Source organism: Aequoribacter fuscus (assembly GCF_009910365.1).
Lineage (GTDB): Bacteria > Pseudomonadota > Gammaproteobacteria > Pseudomonadales > Halieaceae > Aequoribacter > Aequoribacter fuscus.
On the sequence record NZ_CP036423.1, the window covers coordinates 1,750,033 to 1,770,063 of the forward strand.

18 protein-coding genes are annotated in these 20,031 nt (G+C 53.1%); 8 read left to right on the forward strand and 10 right to left on the reverse strand.

Going from position 1 to position 20,031, the window contains the following annotated elements; translation table 11 throughout:
• Window positions 1–2: 2 nt before the first annotated feature.
• Window positions 3–776 carry an SDR family NAD(P)-dependent oxidoreductase gene (locus tag EYZ66_RS07905; protein ID WP_009574892.1) on the reverse strand — a complete coding sequence of 258 codons (774 nt, stop codon included), beginning with the start codon at window positions 774–776 and terminating at the stop codon, window positions 3–5.
• A 17-nt stretch (window positions 777–793) separates the two neighbouring features.
• On the reverse strand, window positions 794–1,969 hold the full coding sequence (locus EYZ66_RS07910) for an acyl-CoA dehydrogenase family protein (RefSeq protein ID WP_009574893.1): 1,176 nt from the start codon (window positions 1,967–1,969) through the stop codon (window positions 794–796).
• 123 nt (window positions 1,970–2,092) lie between these two features.
• Here EYZ66_RS07910 and EYZ66_RS07915 point away from each other — a divergent pair, with 123 nt between their 5' ends.
• Window positions 2,093–3,091, forward strand: a complete 999-nt coding sequence (locus tag EYZ66_RS07915) for an AraC family transcriptional regulator (RefSeq protein WP_009574894.1) — start codon at window positions 2,093–2,095, stop codon at window positions 3,089–3,091.
• 7 nt (window positions 3,092–3,098) lie between these two features.
• Here EYZ66_RS07915 and EYZ66_RS07920 read toward each other — a convergent pair whose 3' ends face one another.
• Window positions 3,099–4,793 carry a class I adenylate-forming enzyme family protein gene (locus EYZ66_RS07920; RefSeq protein WP_009574895.1) on the reverse strand — a complete coding sequence of 565 codons (1,695 nt, stop codon included), beginning with the start codon at window positions 4,791–4,793 and terminating at the stop codon, window positions 3,099–3,101.
• A gap of 138 nt (window positions 4,794–4,931) precedes the next feature.
• Between EYZ66_RS07920 and EYZ66_RS07925 the strand changes: the two genes are divergently transcribed.
• Window positions 4,932–5,951: a phosphotransferase family protein gene (locus EYZ66_RS07925; RefSeq protein ID WP_009574896.1), complete on the forward strand. Its 1,020-nt coding sequence runs from the start codon at window positions 4,932–4,934 to the stop codon at window positions 5,949–5,951.
• Between the two features lie 2 nt (window positions 5,952–5,953).
• Here the strand turns inward: EYZ66_RS07925 and EYZ66_RS07930 are convergent, their stop codons facing one another.
• Window positions 5,954–7,471: a DUF3336 domain-containing protein gene (locus tag EYZ66_RS07930; protein ID WP_009574897.1), complete on the reverse strand. Its 1,518-nt coding sequence runs from the start codon at window positions 7,469–7,471 to the stop codon at window positions 5,954–5,956.
• Window positions 7,472–7,483: 12 nt separating this feature from the next.
• Window positions 7,484–9,049 (reverse strand): acyl-CoA synthetase, encoded by a 1,566-nt coding sequence (locus tag EYZ66_RS07935; protein ID WP_009574898.1) that lies wholly within the window; start codon window positions 9,047–9,049, stop codon window positions 7,484–7,486.
• Window positions 9,050–9,180: 131 nt separating this feature from the next.
• Between EYZ66_RS07935 and EYZ66_RS07940 the strand changes: the two genes are divergently transcribed.
• Genes EYZ66_RS07940 through alr form a run of 5 tightly spaced genes read left to right on the forward strand, consistent with a single transcriptional unit; the run spans window position 9,181 to window position 13,465 of the window.
• A complete protein-coding gene (locus tag EYZ66_RS07940) occupies window positions 9,181–9,951 on the forward strand; it encodes a putative hydro-lyase (protein ID WP_040816066.1) in 771 nt (256 codons plus the stop codon).
• Window positions 9,948–10,688: a 5-oxoprolinase subunit PxpA gene (locus EYZ66_RS07945; RefSeq protein ID WP_009574900.1), complete on the forward strand. Its 741-nt coding sequence runs from the start codon at window positions 9,948–9,950 to the stop codon at window positions 10,686–10,688. The genes EYZ66_RS07940 and EYZ66_RS07945 overlap by 4 nt, the downstream gene beginning before the upstream one ends.
• 7 nt (window positions 10,689–10,695) lie before the next feature.
• A complete protein-coding gene (locus EYZ66_RS07950) occupies window positions 10,696–11,535 on the forward strand; it encodes a glutamate cyclase domain-containing protein (protein ID WP_139042534.1) in 840 nt (279 codons plus the stop codon).
• Window positions 11,535–12,404: an aminotransferase class IV gene (locus tag EYZ66_RS07955; RefSeq protein WP_009574902.1), complete on the forward strand. Its 870-nt coding sequence runs from the start codon at window positions 11,535–11,537 to the stop codon at window positions 12,402–12,404. Before EYZ66_RS07950 ends, EYZ66_RS07955 begins: the two co-directional genes overlap by 1 nt.
• Complete coding sequence (alr, locus tag EYZ66_RS07960) at window positions 12,401–13,465, forward strand: alanine racemase (protein WP_009574903.1); 1,065 nt, start codon at window positions 12,401–12,403, stop codon at window positions 13,463–13,465. Before EYZ66_RS07955 ends, alr begins: the two co-directional genes overlap by 4 nt.
• Here alr and EYZ66_RS07965 read toward each other — a convergent pair.
• The 3 genes from EYZ66_RS07965 to EYZ66_RS07975 all read right to left on the reverse strand — a co-directional run bounded on the left by EYZ66_RS07965 (window position 13,460) and on the right by EYZ66_RS07975 (window position 16,458).
• A complete protein-coding gene (locus EYZ66_RS07965; protein WP_009574904.1) occupies window positions 13,460–14,242 on the reverse strand; it encodes a general secretion pathway protein GspB in 783 nt (260 codons plus the stop codon). The two genes, alr and EYZ66_RS07965, sit on opposite strands and share 6 nt — an antisense overlap.
• Before the next feature lie 3 nt (window positions 14,243–14,245).
• Complete coding sequence (locus tag EYZ66_RS07970) at window positions 14,246–15,850, reverse strand: ExeA family protein (protein WP_160195638.1); 1,605 nt, start codon at window positions 15,848–15,850, stop codon at window positions 14,246–14,248.
• Between the two features lie 62 nt (window positions 15,851–15,912).
• Window positions 15,913–16,458 (reverse strand): PadR family transcriptional regulator, encoded by a 546-nt coding sequence (locus tag EYZ66_RS07975; protein WP_009574906.1) that lies wholly within the window; start codon window positions 16,456–16,458, stop codon window positions 15,913–15,915.
• 89 nt (window positions 16,459–16,547) lie between these two features.
• Between EYZ66_RS07975 and EYZ66_RS07980 the strand changes: the two genes are divergently transcribed.
• Complete coding sequence (locus EYZ66_RS07980) at window positions 16,548–17,513, forward strand: NAD(P)H-dependent flavin oxidoreductase (RefSeq protein WP_009574907.1); 966 nt, start codon at window positions 16,548–16,550, stop codon at window positions 17,511–17,513.
• Between the two features lie 6 nt (window positions 17,514–17,519).
• Here the strand turns inward: EYZ66_RS07980 and EYZ66_RS07985 are convergent, their stop codons facing one another.
• Together EYZ66_RS07985 and EYZ66_RS07990 are read right to left on the reverse strand one after the other, a co-directional pair.
• Window positions 17,520–18,176, reverse strand: coding sequence for a 3'-5' exonuclease (locus tag EYZ66_RS07985; RefSeq protein WP_050793368.1), 657 nt, complete (start codon window positions 18,174–18,176; stop codon window positions 17,520–17,522).
• A complete protein-coding gene (locus tag EYZ66_RS07990; protein ID WP_009574909.1) occupies window positions 18,176–20,023 on the reverse strand; it encodes a putative nucleotidyltransferase substrate binding domain-containing protein in 1,848 nt (615 codons plus the stop codon). Before EYZ66_RS07990 ends, EYZ66_RS07985 begins: the two co-directional genes overlap by 1 nt.
• Window positions 20,024–20,031: the final 8 nt, after the last annotated feature.

Below are 20,031 nucleotides of genomic sequence, written 5' to 3' on the forward strand. Positions count from 1 at the left end.
CCTTAGCGAGGTTGCATTCTGATAGCACCATCCAGACGAATGCACTCTCCATTCACGTAATCGTTTTCAGCAATAAATACCGATAAGTGGGCAATTTCCTCTGCTTTACCCAATCGCTGAGGATAACACACGCTTGCTTCCAAAGATTGATAAGCCTGCTCGGGCAGTGCTTCGAACAAAGGAGTATGAATTAACCCAGGCACAATGGTGTTGACCCGAATCCCGTAACTCGCCAGGTCGCGCGCCATGGGCAGGGTCATACCGACAACGCCGCCTTTGCTCGCACTGTAGGCTAACTGGCCCACCTGCCCCTCGTAGGCGGCAATCGAAGCTGTATTAATAATGACACCCCGACCGCCATCGCCGTTGATAGGCTCGTTATTCGCCATCTGCTCGGCTGCATAACGGGCCACGTTGAAGGTACCTACCAAGTTCACATTGATCACATTCATATACTGGTCGAGCGGGAAAACGCCTTTCTTTGATAAGGTCTTGACCGCATTCCCGATGCCCGCATAGTTATTGCAGATATGAAGAGCACCGAAGTGCGAAACAACCGCTGATACGGCTTCGCGAACCGAGTCTTCGTCGGCAACATTGACAGACCAAAACGCTACACTGCCTGTTGGGCACTGTGCAATAACCTCTAGCGCCTTCGTCTCGTTCATATCAAAAATCGCGACGTTTGCGCCCTTAGCCACATAGGCCTCGACCGTTGCTCTTCCAAGTCCCGACGCGCCACCCGTAACGATGGCAACCTTACCGTGTAATTCCATTGTTGACTCCTAAAAAGTTAGAAATTTCGTGTATTGAAGGGCACGTAGTCATCCGACAGGCAGTCACGAGAGATGATAATCTTCATGACTTCCGAGGTGCCGGCGTAGATGGGCGAGATGCGAGCATCGGTAAACTGACGGCTGATCGGGTATTCGTCCATGTAGCCCGCACCACCGTGCATCTGCACACCCAAGTCAGCGGCCGACACCTGCAGTTCGCTGGTCACCAATTTTGCTTTTGCAGCATCGACAGCACTCAATTGCCCCGCGTTGAACGCGGCAACGCACTGGTCAACATAGCTTTGTGCTAGGTCTAATTCTGTTCGCATTTCCGCCATTTTGAACTGGGTATTCTGATGAGCAGCAAGAGCCTTACCAAACACTTTACGCTGTCTCACATAATCGTAGGTCAGATCCCACGACAATTGCGCCGCAGCCAAATAGCCCACCGCGCCAATCAAGCGCTCTTCGGCCAGGCCTTCCATCAGGTAAATAAATCCTCTGCCCGCCTCGCCGAGTACGTTGGCCTTAGGTATCTTCACATCATTGAAGAATAACTCGGCGGTATCCTGCGCTTTCAAACCCATCTTTTTCAGGTTTCGTCCTCGTTCAAAACCCCCCATGCCCCGTTCAACCATGAAAATGGTCATGTGGTGCGGATTATTCTCTGGATCAGTTTTGGCTGCGACGAATACTAAGTCAGCGTTTATCCCGTTCGAGATGTAGGTTTTGGAGCCATTCAAGACCCAGTGATCATCATGCTCTACGGCCGTCGTTCTCATGCCAGCCAAGTCGCTGCCGGCATCGGGCTCCGTCATAGCGATCGCCATGATGCACTCCCCTCGAACCGCTTTGGGCAAGAACCGCTGACGCTGCTCTTCATTGCCAAATCGAGTCAAGTACGGGCCCACCAAGCGCGAATGCAAGGTGTTGTACCAGTCACCGCAACGTGCATAGGCGGTTTCTTCAATAATGACTTGCTCAAAACGAAAATCATCGTCGCCCATTCCCCCATAAGCCTCATCTGGCCAAACCATCAAAAAACCTTGCGCCCCAGCGGCCTCAAACGCTGAGCGATCGACTCGACCCTGATCTCGCCACGATTCCATGTGGGGTACGATTTCCGCTGCCAAAAATTTTCGATAGGCATCACGAAACATCTGCTGCTCTTCGGTAAAAGCTCTGGGTAACATAGTGGGTCCTCGTGGATTAGTTTCAGCCAGCGACAATAAGAAACACAACAAAAGCCTGCAATGACAAAGAAATACAGGTAAATTGACATAAACTAACAAACTGCCTCAGAAAAAGTTCAAAGCATGCTCAGAAAACTCTCCATATCGGTAGATTTTGTTCACGCAACGCTCGCTAACGCGGTCGCAGCCGGGCTTGATCCAAACCAGCTCCTGATCAAAAATCGGATATCCCCAAGACTGTTGCTAGAACCCGACGCACGCATCTCTATGGAGCGCTTTGCGGATTTACAAACCCACACGATGCGCGCTATGAAGGACGAAAGTCTGGGTTATCATGTCAGGCCTCTACCCCTAGGTACTTGGGCGATGATGTGTCATGCCACGATCGGTGCGGGCACCCTACTTGAGGCAGTTGAGCGACTCTGCCAGTTTTATCAATTATTTGATTTTGACATCCATTGCGACACGCGCAGTAGCTCCAAAGATACGTCGATTACGCTGCGACATTTATCGTCTGCCCCGAACAGAAACTTCTTAGATCATACGTTTTTGTTTAATTGTCATCGCTATCTCAGCTGGCTCGGGAACGCGTTTGTCCCGATTCATAAAGTCTGTTTGCAGGCTCCACAACGCTTCTCCCAGCAGGATTACCACCGTATGTTTTTGGGTGCGACCGTAAGCTTCGCCGAATCATCCACCCTGGTGTTAAGCCGCAAGGCTTTACTGGCAAACATCGAGCAGACACCGCTATCGCTTCGGCATTACTCTAGACACCCTAATCTAATCATGCTTACGCAAAGCCACGCCGCGAGCGGCTGGGCGGGCAAAGTCTACGGTATTCTTCGACGCAGCATAGACCAACCGCCAGAGCTGGAAAAAGTCGCATTGGAGCTGGGCATTCACACCCAAACATTACGCAGAAGACTGGACTCCGAGGGCACCTCGTTTAGTGAAATCAAAGCCTTTATGCGGCGTGACTATGCGCTCCACTTATTGGGAAAACAGGGCTTATCGATCGAGGAAATCGCTTACCGCACCGGATTCTCGGAATCCAGTGCGTTTATCCGAGCGTTCAAAACCTGGACTGGAGTCACCCCTTACACCTATCGCAAGGGGTTATAGTGCACAGCTACTGAGCATCTGCTAAGGCCAAAGTTTCCTGCAGGGTGCGCTTTACGAACTTACCATTCGCGTTGCGCGGCAAGGGATCGGACACGAACCAGACATGTCTGGGCACTTTAAAAGGTGCCAACTGAGACGCGACGTGGGTTTTTAACTCATCGGCACCCACAGCATGTCCAGGACGCAAGTAAACCGCGGCACCCACCTCTTCACCTAAGCGCTCATCAGGCACCGCAAACACAGCGCACTCTGCTACCGCATCATGCGAGAACACAGCGTTTTCCACTTCAGCGCAGTACACGTTTTCGCCACCGCGAATCACCATATCTTTGGCGCGATCCACCAAGAAAATGCAGCCGTCTTCATCTAGGTACGCGACATCACCGGTATGCAACCAGCCGTCGGTGATTGAGTCAGCAGTCGCGTCAGGCCGATTGAGGTAGCCCTTGATGACATTAGACCCTCGGACCCAAAGCTCGCCAACTTCACCGGCCGCGAGTGCTTCACCTTTTTCGTTGACGCATTTAGCCTCTAAGGTGGGCACAGCACGACCACAACTGGCGGGCTTTGCCACGAAAAAATCGGCGCCCATTGAGGTAATAATGCCCGAGGTCTCGGTCATCCCATACCCCGTGTTGGGCCTTGCAGTAGACATTTCTTGATCGATTTTGTGCACCAAATCGGGCTGCAAGGCGGCACCACCGCCACCCATGGTACTGAGACTACTTAAATCGTACTTGTGAAAATCAGGGTGCAAAATAATCTCGCGCGACATCACGGGCACCGCACTGAGGGCGGTAACTTTCTCCGCTTCTATCAAACGCATCGCTTCGACCACATCCCACTTGTACATGTGTACGAGTGTACCTCCAGCAAGCGTTGCCAAGTACGCGACACAATTATTGGCGGTCACATGGAACAACGGTGTAGCGACCAATGCAACGGGAGGCGGCGACGGTGGGCTGGGCTGTGCGCCTGCGATGCGGCGTAAAGCCTCACCCTGAACACCTGTCATGAAGACCATATTCAAGGCGTTCGCGATGCAGCTGCGGTGAGTTAGTTGAGCACCTTTCGGGCGCCCAGTCGTACCCGAGGTGTAGAATATACAAGCGTCTTGATCGCCATCGAGTGACGCCTCTGGCCAAACTGAATCCGCAGTTAGTACCTCACTGTAGGAGCTGGCGCACCCGAGATCAGCATCGGCGACACGAACTGCCACCACCTGCAAATCGGGAAACTGGCTGCGAATGCGCTCGAAACGCTCCAAACGCTCTTTATCCATAAATGCAAACACGGGTGTTGCATCGTTTAGCGCGTAGGTCATCTCGTCGTCGACCCACCAGGCATTCATACCAACGACGCTCGCGCCCATTGACACTATCGCCCAATAAATGAGCATGTATTCGGGATAATTACGCATTGCAATCGCGACGCGATCGCCCGGTTTAACTCCCTTCTGGTGAAGATACTGGGCTATCGAGCGTGTGATCTGGTGAGCCTGCGCATAGGTGATTCTTTCGTTCTCATAGACCAAGTAATCGCGGTTACCATGCGCTTCGGTTGCCTGCCAAAACGCAGCTAAGTTCGGGGGTGCCGTTTTAAAGTCTCGCTGCAGCGCACCGTGGATTTCACGGTTAACAATTTCAAAAGGGCCGCCCTCAGCAACCATTTCTTCCCAGACAGTATTTAAGACATCAAACACGATTATCTCCTATTTTTATTGTCAGCGAGCATACCTGCACCCTATCGCCCCTGCAATGCCTTTGCCCCGAATTCGCACTTTACCAAGCACCGTAAATCAATGCTAAACTCGGGGGCTTGCATAACAATAGGAAGCGGTATGAGCAATCACGATATCGATACAAAACGCTTGGGCGACTATCTACAAGATTACATTCCTGGGCTGGGCGACGACCTCCAAGCCGAAAAGTTTGCCGGCGGACAATCGAACCCTACGTTTAAGCTGACCAGTGGCGACCAGCATTTTGTATTGCGTCGCAAACCCAAAGGCGAGCTCCTGAAATCGGCGCACGCTGTCGATCGTGAATTCCGAGTCATCAGCGCCTTGGCGGGCACCGACGTACCGGTGCCCCACGCTTATGTCTTGTGCGAAGACGACGCTGTCATTGGCTCAATGTTCTACGTCATGGAATACAAGGAAGGGCGAATACTCTGGGATCCAACCCTTCCCGAAATTGAAACCCCTCAAGAGCGCGCAAGTATCTATGATTCCATGAACGCCACGCTCGCGGCCTTACACAACGTCAATGTAGAGGCCGTCGGTTTGAGTGATTACGGACGACCGGGAAATTACTTCGAACGCCAGGTCAGCCGCTGGAGCAAACAGTACCGTGCCTCCGAGATCGATACCATCCCCGACATGGAAACGCTAATGAAATATTTGGTGAACAACATGCCGCCAGATGATGGCTCGGTATCGCTAGTTCACGGTGATTATCGTCTAGACAACATGATGTTTGCCCATGACAAACCCGAAGTTATTGCCCTACTGGATTGGGAACTATCGACGCTTGGCAACCCGATTGCTGACCTAGCAAACCAGTGCATGGCGTGGATGCTGCCCTCAGAGGGGAGCATGCGCGGCTTGAGCGATGTCGACCGCGTTGCCTTAGGCATTCCCAGTAATGAAGAGTACATTGCTAAGTACTGTGAACGGACCGGCAGAACAGAAATTCAGAACTGGAATTTCTATTTGATCTTTTCTTTGTTCCGCCTCGCAGCCATTGTTCAAGGTATTCGCAAACGCGCTCAAATAGGCACGGCCTCGAGCGCCGAGGCAGATGCCCGAGGCGATTTGGTTTACCCACTGGCGGCCATGGGCGTGAGTTTGATCCCCTAAACCTACGCGGCTTTAACGACTCGAGGCGCGGGTCGACGCCGTGCCATTCTGGGCCTTTTCACGAGCACTTTGGGTTTGAGATCGCCAGACTCAAAGCGCTCGAGGATTTGCTCCATCAAGCGAGATATCCGCGTGCAAGTACGAATAGTCTCGACGTGGGGGAACGTGGCTTGCTCACCGGCCTGCATCAACTCCAGCAGTTCTTGCTCTGACATGTGTGCTAACAGCTTGGCCGGGTTGCGCCACTGAAATTTCGGAACGATGTTAACGTCACCACTATAATCTTGGTCAATCAAACTGTGAACGCCGTTAACCAACAAATTCAAGCGCGGCCAGCGATCGCCCTCTTTCTGGACAATACCACGATAAAAGTTTAAGACTTCACGCGACACCCCGACACCCAAATCGCCCAGCGCTTTTCGCAATCTTGAGCGATCCTCTGGCCCTCGCAGTTTTAGGAATGGCGTCACCAAGGGATTGATCATGCTCACAATAAAATGATTGGTACTGTACAGCCGCGACAGTCGCTTCGCGGGCAAATCGTCTGCGATGGAACCATCCACCCAGCGCCGCGACGGCAGGTAGGGTTGTGCTTCCCCGTGCACATTCTTAGCCATCAGCATGACGGGCGGAAAAACGCCCGGCACGGCGCAAGAGGCCTCAACCGCAGACCGAATAAACACATTGGGTGAGGTAATTGCATTTAACAGCCGCGACCGCTGATGCGGCTCTGCAGGCGCTACCGTGATACTTACTTGCCGTCCGGTCAAATGGTAGGCTTCCTGAAACGTCATATCGGGAATCAGACGCGCAATAATGTCCCGGAGCTCACTAATATCGATGCTCGCACCACCGCCGAACAGACGGGCTAAGACGCCAGCTTCTTTTTCTGCCTCGTGCCGAATCAAATTCGGGTCATAAAAACGCTCTAACGCTTTGTCGCTGTGCGTGCCGATGATGCCCGCCACTAAAGACCCGGCGCTGGAGCCCGATATAACGCGGGGCAGCAGACCTTGATCTAACAGCGTTTTCACTACGCCCATGTGATAAAACCCAAGAACGCCACCGCCACTGAGCATTAGGGCAGAGCGCCCATAGCAAATGTTGGCGCGATAAAAGAAATCGAGCTTTTCTTCCACGCTGATCACCGAATCATCGAGCTCAGCAAGCGTAACAAGGGCGTCGCTGATTTCTTCTATATACTGCTCGATCAGCGTTTTGGTGCCAAACTTAGAACGCTGATATAGGGTGTTGCGCCCCATCCCGCCCATATTGCCATGAATGCCTTCATTAAGCGTAAAAAGCAACCCGTGATAATCCTGTTTGACGCGCAAGGCGCGCAGTCGATCCAGTCGCAGCCGAATTTGAGCGAAGTCGTACAAGCTGGACTGATCGCGCTGACGCCACCGCAAAGCGCCAGATAGCTCATCGTGCCGTTGCGCCGCGCTCTTCCATTCGGGATAGCTCAGCGCGGTGGCAAGAGCCTCTTCTTGCGCCTTCAGCTCAGTTTTCTTCGACATACTCTTCTCGCTCTATTGGGCTTTGGTATCGTCTGCTCTGGCCGCTGCCTTGTAGGCATCAACCAAATGACGTTTATACAGTTTACCGTTATCCATCCGCGGCAACTTCTCCATAAAATCGATAGCCTTGGGCACTTTTATCGACGACAAACGTTCCTTAAGCCACTCTACCAGCTCGATGGCGACCTCGTCTGTAGCGTCGACCCAATTTTCAGGCTCAACAACTGCGTGCACCCGCTCCCCAAACTCTTCATCGGGCACACCAAAGACCGCTACATCTGCAACCAAGTCGTGATTGATGAGGGTATTCTCGATCTCTTGGGGATAAATATTTACGCCACCGCTGATAATGGTGAAGTGTTTACGGTCGGTAAGATACAAATAGCCTTCCTCATCGACGTAACCTACGTCACCTGTGGTCGCCAACGCGTCGTTCAAATACGCCTCGGCCGTTTTTTCAGGTTCCTTGTAGTACTCAAAGCGCGCTCCTAACGTAGCTGCAGCCTCAAAATACACCGTACCAACCTCACCCACAGGCAATTCGTTGCCGTCATCATCCAGAATGTGTAGCTTACCTGCGGTGACACGCCCCACCGAGCCTTTGTGTTCGAGCCACTCGGGGGATGTAATCAAAGTCGCCCCAATACTCTCACTCGCGGCGTAATACTCGTTAATGATGGGCCCCCACCAGTCGATCATTTGCTGCTTGATCTCAACCGGACAAGGCGCAGCGGCATGAATTGCAAAACGGTGCGTCGACAGATCGTACTTAGCCCTAATCTCGGCGGGCAGTTTTAGCAAACGCACAAACATAATCGGAACCCATTGGCTGTGGGTCACCTCATAGCGTTCGATCGCAGCGAGCGCGGCCTCTGCGTCAAACTTTTCCATGACGACGACAGTGCCGCCCATATCTTGCGTCATCATACTGTAGTGCAAGGGCGCCGCGTGATACAAAGGCGCGGGGCTTAAATAGGTTGTTTCGTCGCTAAAACCGAAAAACACACCCAGAGAAGCCCCCAATGGATGCGGGGAATCGTAGGCCGCATCAGGTGTTACCGGCAACACACCTTTTGGTTTACCCGTGGTACCCGATGAGTACAGCATAGCCGTGCCTTTGCTTTGATCATCGATCGGTTCGCGGGGCATTTGATCCAACACCTCATCCCACGACTCGTAGCCTTTTGCGATACCGCCGAACATGTAGCGGTGTTCGATACCACTGGCGACCTGCAACAAATCTGCCGCTTGGTCCCGCAAACGATGGCTAATGACGAAGACTTTGGCTTCGCAGTTTTGGAGTATGTAGGCGATTTCTTCCGCCTTTAAATGTGTACTTATCGGCGTAAAAATCACCCCACTTCGATAGGCACCCCAGCAAATTTCAAGAAAATGCGCATTGTTTTCCATCATCAGAGCAACGTGATCACCCGCGTGCACACCCAAAGTACGGAACAGTTGCGCCACTTGGTTTGAGTGCTGATCGAATTCTTCATAGGTGGTGATTTCGCCACTGTTGGCCATGATGACGGCTGGCTTTAACGGTGTTTGTTCAGCGGTTACTGAGATATGCGGCATGATCTTATCCTTATCCAATGTCTGAGAGATCGATAGCACAAGTGCTACGCGTCACGAATTTTGGCGGCAAGTACTGTCTAAAACTCGGCGCTTCTGATAACGTTTTGGTTTCTTTGCTCAGCCCTTAGCTTATGACACCGAGTGACTTACGACAACTGTGCCGAACAGGTAAATGGACAGGCCCCACTGCGGGTGTGTGCGATGGCTATGTGCAATGCAATATCGTCGCCTTGCCCGAAGCCTATGCGGCTGACTTCGCAAGGTTCTGCGCTCTAAACCCCAAACCGTGCCCCATCATTGGGCAATCGAACCCAGGCGAGACAAATGTGCCTTTGCTGGGGGATTTTGACATTCGCACCGACTGCCCAAAATACCAACTTTTTGTCGATGGCAGTCCAACTGCAGAACTACAAGACATCAGAGACTATTGGCAGGAAGATTGGGTCTTCTTTGGCTTGGGTTGCTCTTTCTCATTCGAGGACGCCCTACTCCAAGCGGGCATACCCTTGCGCCATATCGAACAGGATCGAAACGTTGCAATGTACAACACCAACATTGCCTGCCAAAGTGCCGGGCCCTTTAGCGGTAATATGGTGGTCAGCATGCGGCCTCTGAGCGTGGCGCATACCATTCGCTCGATTCAAATATGCAGCCGCTTCCCCGCCGTGCATGGTGCGCCGATTCACTTTGGCAACCCCAAAGACATCGGGATTGATGACATCAACAAACCAGACTACGGTGACAAGGTCGAGATTCGCGAGGGTGAGATCCCTGTCTTTTGGGCCTGCGGCGTCACACCGCAGCAGGCTCTGCGGGCCGCGAAAATTCCATGTGCGATAACCCATGCACCCGGTCATATGTTAGTCACCGATTTGCGCAATGCAGAGCTTGCGACCTTATGACACGACTTAAATTAAATTGCGACCTAGGCGAAGGCTATGGCGCTTGGCATCTCGGCGACGATGAACACATTATGCCCTTGATAGACCAAGCCAATATTGCCTGTGGATTTCACGCTGGCGACCCGAGTACCATGCTCTCGAGCTTAATGCTGGCTAAAAAACACCAAGTGGAAATTGGGGCACACCCTTCCTACCCCGACCGCGTCGGATTTGGCAGGCGATCAATGCGAATCGCGCCCCAAGACCTGTACAACGATATTCTTTATCAGACGGCAGCGTTAGCCGGCATGGCCACAACGCTTCAAACACAGGTCACGTACATCAAACCCCACGGCGCGCTCTACCATGACATGCTCAGCCAGCTAGAGACCTTCAAGGCCTTGCTACAGGTCGCAAAAGACTGCGCACTCAAACTGATGGTGCCGGCTGGGGCGACCACCGACCCGATGCGCGAACAGGCCGCTCATGTGGGCGTGGATTTACTGTTTGAGGCGTTCGCGGATCGTCGTTACACCAGACACAAGACTCTGCTTGCGCGATCACAACCAGGCGCCGTATTAAGCCAGTCTGAAATGCTAAACCAGGCTCGTCGGCTGATGACAGAGGGGCGAGTTATCAGCGATTGCGGCGCAGCGATAAACCTTCGGGCCGAAACCTTGTGCGTGCATGGCGACAGCCCTTCTGCCTTAGCAGCACTGACAGAACTTCGCGACTTGGTGGATCACTGTGTTAACTGAAGAGTCATTGAGATTAAGCAGACGCGTTGAAGAACTGCTGGTAGCGCACAATCCCCGAGGCATGGCTCGCCTTCGTCCGCAGCTAACCCCAGGCTACTGCGCTCGCGCAGCGCAGCAACTTTGGGAACATCGAAATCAAACAATTCTTATCGGCACAGGATTCCCTGTATCCAATACCTTTGAGACAGACGGGCCGGCTGGCGCAATGGCACTGTACGAAGCTCTGCAAAGCCTGGGCGCTGAAGTCTGGCTTGCAGGACCACCCGCATTAGCCGCTGTGCTTGCACCAACGCATCAAGTATTAGCGCTGCACGCAGCACACGCCAGCGAGCAGCAGCGACACTGCGAAGAAAGTTTGGGGAGGATCAACCCCGACTTGATTCTCGCGATTGAGGTCCCCGGAGCCGCGGCAGACGGCCATTATTACAATATCCGAGGCATTGACATATCAGCGCAGTGTGGCAATTTCGAAAGTTTTATGAAGACCCAAGGTTGCCCCACGATAGGCATTGGCGACGGTGGTAACGAGGCGGGCATGGGGAACATCGACGCTGTCGCCGCGGATCTACCCATAAAGCAAGCGGTGGGTCGGTGTAACGAGCTCGTCATTGCCGACGTGAGCAACTGGGGAGCCTATGCCCTCGTGGGCTTCTTGGGTCACTGGTCGGACAAGCCGTTTTTACAGGATCTGCGGCACAGACCTTTGTTAGAATGGCTGACCCAGCATGGTGCTGTCGATGGTGTCACCCACAAAACCACTGCGACCGAGGATGGACTGACATTGGGTAGCGGCAATCGTTTGATTGATGCGCTAATAAACATTTTTAGCACAGAGCAGGACTCCTAATGACACAACCTGAACTCGCGTATCTTAACGGTCATTACCTACCAAAAAACGAAGCGCAGATCTCGCCCATGGACCGAGGCTTCTTGTTTGGCGACGGTATCTATGAAGTCATTCCGTGCCACAATCGCAAACCGATTGCACTGCAGCGGCATATCGATCGTTTACAGCGCAACTTAAGCGCAATCGGCATAAAAGCAGGTCATGACGACAGCCACTGGGCCGGCATTATTCGCACGCTTGCACAGGAATCACCCACAGAGCATTGTGGCGTTTATCTGCACATTTCACGGGGCACCGCAGCGAAGCGTCATCACACTTACAGTGACGGTCTAAGCCCAACTCAGTTTGCCTACAGTTTCCAAATACCTGCGCCGCCCTCCAGCGCCAACAGGCCTAGCATGGGCCTGAAGTTAAAATCTCAGGAAGATCTTCGCTGGCTGCATTGTGATGTAAAAGTCACCGCACTGCTGGGTAACGTTCTGCACTACCAATACGCCGTTGATGAGGGTTTTGACGAGGCCTTACTGTATCGGCCCTCAGGAAAAATCACGGAGGCCTCCGCCAGCAATGTGTTCTGCGTTAAAAATGGCGTGATTTTTACCCCGGCTTTGGACAACACCTTATTGCCTGGCATTACGCGAGGCTTAGTCATTGATGTCCTTCGAGACCACAGCAAGATCACCGTCTTAGAGCAAGATCTTGGTCTGCAGGATTTTCTGGACGCGGACGAAGTATGGCTGAGTTCTTCCACGAGAGAGCTGGCGCCGGTAACCCAAATCGACGAGCGCGTCATTGGTAACGGAGAGATTGGCCCAATGTGGGCACGTGTTATTGATCTGTTCCAGCGGCACAAATACGAGTACGCATGACACGCCCAACCTTCGCTTATATCGATATTGAGGCGCTTCGCGCCAATGCGCTATGGCTAAAGCAGCACTGCCTCGGCAGCAAACTCATGTGTGTCGTCAAAGCCGACGCTTACGGGCATGACCTTAAACTTATCGCGCCCGCTCTGTCCAACATCGCCGATGGATTCGCGGTGGCTCACTGCACCGAAGGTCTTGAGCTAAGAGCCATCAACCCAACCGCACCGATTTTAGTGCTTGAAGGCACCTTCGATGCCGCTGAGCTCAATGCGGCGTATCAACACGACTTGACCGTCGCACTCACCAACACGTGGCAAGTACGTGACTATCTGGCTCGACCGCTCGATCAACGACCCACTGTCTGGGTAAAAGTCGATACCGGTATGCACCGCTTGGGCTTATCAGAAACAGAGCTCAACGCGCTGTGTCGCGATAACCGCTTACCTCAGGATACTGTTCTGTTTACGCACTTCTCGGACGCCGATACCGATGCTGAGAAGACCGCCTTACAGCTCGCCAGACTGACTCGTTTGGGGGAGCGCCACAAGCTCATGATGAGTGCGGCCAACTCACCGGCCTGCCTTATGCACCCTAATACGCATTTGGACTGGGTAAGACCGGGTTACTCACTCTACGGAGGAAGCCCGCTGGCGCATATCGAGGACAACCTGCGGCCGGTCATGAGTGTTTACACTCGTATTCACAGTATCCGATCGCTGCCTGTGGGCGAATGCGTCGGCTACGGTAGCACTTGGTGCGCCGAGCGAGCGTCAAAAATTGCTACCCTACCTATCGGTTACGCCGATGGGTACCCAAGATCCATAAAGAGTGGGACCAAGGTCTGGCTCCACAATCAATTTGCCCCAGTGGTCGGTCGAGTCTCAATGGATTTACTAACGATTGATGTGACCGACATACCTGCGGCAAAAGCGGGCGACTTGGTCGAAGTATGGGGCCAACACATGACGCTTCATGCCCTAGCCAACCACAATGAATTATCCGGTTACGAAATCATGGCGCGCATTCCGAAACGCTTACCAAGAAGCAGCGACTGGTTGCTATAAGTTTACCCAGCTGCTGAGTGCCGGCAACAAAAAGCGCGTGCCATCTCCAGTCTCGAATACGGTGCTTTTTTCACGGATTTCAATGATTTTGATGCCGCTAATTTGCTGCCCCTCAGACCACCATTCGCGGTTTATCATCACCTTGCTCACGCCTGGGGATTGGTAATCGTGCGCACTGTACAACAACGTCGGCACACTATTCCTGGCCTCGTCGCTTAGAGAATCGAGCAAGGGTAAGGCGCTTGCGAGTGCCGCATCGCGCTGACTGCTCGCCAACAAGCTTTGTGCGCGAGCGAGCAGCTGATTCTCGTCTATGCCAGCGGGTGTCATGTTCGCTTTAGCTGGCACACTAAGCTCAGACTGCGATGGCTCCTGGGCTGAATTTGTGGCGTTTTGCATCGAACTCTCGGGCATCTCAGACTCAACAGATCGCTGAGTAAAACTCGCTCGCTCTGCTCTGGCGCGATCGTACAAAGCCATAAGAGCCTCTGAAGGCTCAGCCGACGTCCGCGTCTCTGCTGAATCAGCGCTGCCAGACGCCGCCGGATTTGCATTCGATACGGCATTATGGATCACAGGCGTCGGCGTGGGCTCAACGACCACGTTACCATCAGGGGTGAACGCTGTGCTGACAAACCAGACCGTCACTGCACTCCCGATTGCTGCTGCAAGCACAATACTCAATGCCCACGATGATACCGAAATCGATGGAGGCGGCCCTTGTGTGGTGACCATTTCACCATTAGCCCGACGATGCGCATCGCTTACAAGAGACATAGGCTACGAATCTCGCCAAGCGTCTAATACGCTAGCGGCAGTCGGTCTTTCATTCATCTGCGCAGCCAAAGCAACCAAGGTCTCACGACCGACCATACCATCCGTTGTCAAACCCTGCTCCGCCTGAAATTGAATCACCCGCTCATGCAGGGCTTGGGTAAATACCTCGTCCGCGAGCACCTGATTAGTCCTGTCGTAGCGCCCAAAACGTTGAGCTATGTCGACTACGTCCAAACCGATTGAACCCAACCCGACTGCCGCGTCAAAACTCATCGGAGGACGCCAAATATAAAAATAGTCGCCCGTCCACAGAGCTGCTAACTCATCAAGTTCAGCCTGCACACCACCGTCATCCGAGACCAGCGTCACACTGGACACTCGCCCATTATCGAGTCGCACAGTATCCACGAGCACAAAGTGTCGCTCGCGCAGAGGCGTCAGCAAATGGAGGATAACCGGCCGGTTTAAGCGGGCAATACTCTGCCAATCCCCCTGTGTGGCCTCGACACAACGCAACAGTGCATCGTTGGTACAAGCTTGTCCGTAGCCATCATAGGCACGCCAAAGCACTTGCTTCAATTGATTAAAAGCACGAATCGGCATCGGTTCAGCCTTGGCTACGTCAGCGTCGTTGAGAGGCTGGGTCGAAGCTTGTGGTGACGAGCTTGCGACACTGACGTCGCGCTGAACCCAATACCAAGTCAGTACCGCTACGAGGACTATTGCCCCCGCACCTGCTAAGATCGCCCAAGGACGCCTCGAAGACGCGGCCTCATCGGTCCGCACCTGAACCTCCCCATCCGTTTGCCACAATTCTTGAGCCGCTAAGTGCGTCAGCTTTTTGTCGGCACTGCGCTTTTGCTTGGCGAACAAGGCGACCAAGACGCGATCGCACAGCAGGTTGATTAGTCTAGGGACCCCGCCGGTAAGCTCATGAATCGCGCGAATGCTGGCATCACTAAAGGGGCTTACACCAGGCGCCATTCCCCCGACTGAGAGGCGGTGTTCGACATACTCGCGCGTCTCGTCAAGCGTCAAGGCGCCCAGTTTATAGCGGCCCGTGATCCTCTGATTCAGCTGCCTGAGCTCTGGTTTATTCAGCTTTGCCATCAGCTCAGGCTGACCGATCAGTACAATTTGTAACAACTTCTGGGTGTCTGTCTCTAAATTAGTCAAGAGCCGAACCTGCTCTAGGACATCCAATTCAAGGTGCTGTGCTTCGTCCACCATCAAAATACTGCGTCGGCCTTGCTCATGATTTTGCAGCAAGAATGCACGCAGCTTGTCGGTCAACACCTTCAGACTGGCGTCTTCGTCCACGGCGATACCAAAGGCATCGCAGGCAGAGGCTAAAAACTCTTGCGACGATAAGGCAGGATTTTGAATCATCGCGATGTCGGTCGTGTCTGGCAGCTGCGCCAAAAAATAGCGGTTTAATGTGGTCTTACCGGTACCTACCTCACCTGTCAGAATAACGAAACCGCCCCCAGCGACACCGTACAACAGGTGTGCGAGAGCTTCCTTGTGACGTGAACTTAAATACAGGTAGCGCGGATTGACCGCGATCGAGAACGGCGCGTCAACCAAACCAAAATAGTCAAGATACATACACTACCTCAATGCCAGATTCCGCCATTATGCCCCAGGCGCAAGGAGAGGAAAACAACCGGTCACCCAGCCTTGATCTTACCCAAGCGCTCAAGGGCACTGTCACACCATAGCAGTATCGATTCGGCATCGCGAATACCAGCGTCTAGCACAAGTGCAACACCTTTCATGCGCGTACTCAACTCCGAGAAATTCGCGTAGCTTTTTTCACGGATGCGACAGTACAAACTTAAATTTCTCTGCACGTGCTCACGACGCTCTCGCACCTCATCGATCAGAGCGGCTAGGTTGTCCTCTGACAAGTTGTAGAGTTTGATAAACAGCTCATCTTTGGCAAGCCTGGGCTTGGTGGTGTTATGCACCCATGCCTGCAAGTGTTCGAGGCCTTCATCGGTAAGACGATAGACGGTTTTATCCGGGCGCTTTTGTTGCGATATGGCGCGCGAGGTGAGGAAGTTTTTCTCGCTGAGTGTCCTCAACTCTCGATAAATTTGTTGATGCGAGGCCTGCCAAAAAAAGCCAAGACTGGTGTCAAACCGCTTGGCCAGCTCATAGCCAGTCAGCTCGTCATCTAAAACAGCGGTCATGATGGCGTGGGCAAGCGACATGTGACGATTAAAACTCCATTTATCGGTAGACTCATTATGCAATTTGTTGCATAGTTGAGCAAATTCTAAAACCACCTAGGAGACAGGCCATGAGTTTACCCGCAATTTTGAAGGACAAGGTACGCATTCCAGCCATTGCGTCGCCACTGTTTATCATCTCCAACCCAGACCTCGTGATCGCACAATGCAAGGCGGGAATGATCGGTTCATTTCCGTCTTTAAATGCGCGTCCCCTTGAAGTGCTAGATCAGTGGTTGACTCGCATCACAACAGAGCTTGCAGAACATGATGCGGCTAACCCTGACGCTCCCGCGGCGCCCTACGCAGTCAATTTGATTGTGCATGGGTCTAACGACCGATTGCAGGAAGATTTAGCGCTGTGTGTAAAACACAAAGTGCCGGTCATTATTACCTCGTTAGGCGCCAAACCTGAAATTAACGAGGCCATCCATAGTTATGGCGGCGTCGTATTGCATGACATTATTAATAATAAATTTGCCCGCAAAGCGATTGAGAAAGGTGCGGATGGCCTTATTGCCGTAGCCGCCGGCGCGGGTGGGCACGCAGGAACCTTGTCACCTTTTGCCTTGATTCAAGAAATACGCGAGTGGTTTGACGGTCCACTGTTATTATCAGGGTCAATCGCGACCGGAGACGCTGTGCTCGCAGCGCAGGCCATGGGCGCAGATATGGGGTACATCGGGTCAGCTTTCATTGCAACCAAAGAAGCGAATGCCGACGAGGGTTACAAGCAGGCGATCGTTGATTACGCAGCGGATGACATCGTCTACAGCAACCTATTCACCGGTGTACACGGCAATTACCTTAAGCCTTCCATACGCGCCGCAGGCTTGGATCCAGACAATTTGCCCGTGAGTGATCCGTCAGCGATGAACTTCGGGTCGGGCGGTAACACCGACGCTAAAGCCTGGAAAGACATTTGGGGCTGCGGTCAGGGTATTGGGGCGGTTAAGTCAGTAGAATCTGCGGGCGACCGCGTAGCACGCTTGATCAAAGAGTACCAAGCGGCGAAAGCCCGACTGGCTGCACTCTAAGGCGCATCAAGACCACAGGGGTGATATCGTCACCCCTTTTTTTATCTGGGCCAATAGCAGTTCCGCCGTCGCAATTGCGTCGACCACAGCGTTATGCCCCTGGTAATCGGGCAGATTGTATCGCCGTCGACTCTGGGCCAGCGTCAAAGCCCCACTCTTTGGCACTTCAGTATGACGCTCGGATAAGCGTTTCTCGTTTAACAAGGTGTCCACATAACTTGGCCACCAAGGTGCGCCAAACGCATGCTCAACGGCACCATTCAAAAACGCCAAGTCCAAGCTCGCATGGTGAAACACAGGTAAAAAGCCGCGAGCATCCGTCAGCAATTCACACAACACATCATCAATGTTGTGTCCCATCTGAAGTTCACAATCACGAATCAAATGAATGGTCGCGCTCTGACCGACACTCGCACCACTCTTCACCAAACGATGCTTCGCACTGTGCATGTCAATGCATTGCTGAGTTAACTGAACCCACCCGACACTGAGCAACTCATGCTTTGTAGCGTCAAGCCCCGTCATTTCACAATCAACCACAATAAAGCCCTGATAGTCGCTGATCTGTGCGCCCTTCCCCTGCGCCCAAAAATCTCTTAAGCACTGTCCTGCGCGAGGCTCGGCTCGTCCTCGTCGCCACAGGGTTCGCCACCGGCTCAGCATTAGTCTAAACCCGAGCGGTATCGCAATTTGATAGCGCTCTGCGCCTCTTTAATAATGGTGAAGGCGTCTCGCAACTGCTCTTTTCCTATCGTACCTAGCGCTCGGGGGTTGATGTAATTACTCGGTGCCTCACCGGTCGTTATTAAACGACATTGCTCATCAATTCGAGCCTGCTGCAAAGTATGCAGTGCGTCGCTTAAATTCCGCGCTGTTTTTATTTGCAGCACGCCGACTTTGGCTAAAGCCGTGATACGTTCGTCGGTATTTACTTGAGGCAAGCCATGCGCCAAGGCATGCAGTCGAGCAATATCCGTGATGGGGAGAATACCCCGTTTTTTAATGTTCACCGACTCTTTGTGCTCTCCATCGTGTTCTACGATGAAGCGCCGAAAGACCCCTAAGGGTGGCGTGGCGGCGAGTGCGTTAGCAGCAAGTGCCGCGATAAAAATAGTATTGCCCTTGGCCTCAGAGAGCATGGTTTGCTGCAAGCGCTCTGCCAGACTTTGGTCTCCGTACACCCCGCGGATATCAAAGAATATCGTCACGCGCATTAGGGCATCCTCTGTCGGCGTTCGCGTCCACCTCGCCACGGTCTCTTGCCACTGCTGTAAACTCAACCGCCACTGAGCGTTCTTTGCCATGATATTACCGGGACAGTGGCGATAACCCACGCGGGCTAGTCCATCGCAAACATAATGGGCCACATCTCGATACCAATCTCGCTGCGATTCTGGGACGCTATCATCGATGACCATCCCATTGTCTTGATCGGCACCAAGCAACTGCTCACCCCGCCCCTGCGACCCAAAACCCAACCAGCAGTAGGGACCAGGCGCGGGACCATACAGCACCTCAGCTAACTGCAACAATCGGATAACCACGGCATCACTGATTGCTGTGAGTAAGCGGCTCACATGTTGGGACTTTAGTCCAGATGACGACCAAGCAACCATGAGCGATGGCAATTGGGCCACCATTGTCGCAATCGCCTCAACGGAGTCCTGCCGCCCAATATGTGTGACCAAGTAGACTGGGTCATCCTGTTTAGCGAGCATCAGATCAGAGGTCGTGACAACACCCACCAAACAATCCTCACTGACCACGGGAATGTGGTGCACCCCGAGCTGCGTCATGGCAAGCGTGACGTCAAAAATGGTTGCCTGCGCATTTAAAGTCTTCGGATCCGTGGTCATGATGGCGCTAATGGGTTCCAGCACATCAAGCCCTTTGGCCACACAGCGGACCCGGAGATCACGATCAGTCACGATTCCGCATAAGGTCTCGCCCTCGGTAATAAATGCTGAACTGACTCTCCGCTCGGACATTAACTGCGCGACGTGCTGTATTGGTGTGGCGGCAGCGACCGTCAGCAGAGATTTCGCCATAATGCCAGCAATCGGCGCATTCATCCTGTGAGGAACGGGCTCATACCGCGCGGCTCGTCGCAACCGCCGACTGCGCTGGGCCGAAAAATAGCGATCAAAATGCCGTTGCTCCTTGCGCAGCGCCTGATAGGCGCTGGCAGGCAAGATGTAAACAAGAGTATCCTCAATGGCTTTGGCACTTACCTGAAGATTTGTTGCGTTAAGCCCCTGAAGACTGAAACTCTCCCCCTCGCCCAAGCGATCCATCAACGAGCCATCTTGATGGAATAAATCAACGGCGCCTGAGCGCAGAATCCTTAAACCGACTTCCTCGTCGTCGTCAAAAAGCTCGCCCTGTGGGTGGTAACAAATTTGGATTTGCGCCGCGATCGCAACCAGTCGATCCGATGCTAACGAGTCAAATGGCAGCGTGCCACTCAAAAACTCAAGAACGGGATTTAACAGCGCGGAGTCATCTGCCATACAGCCGC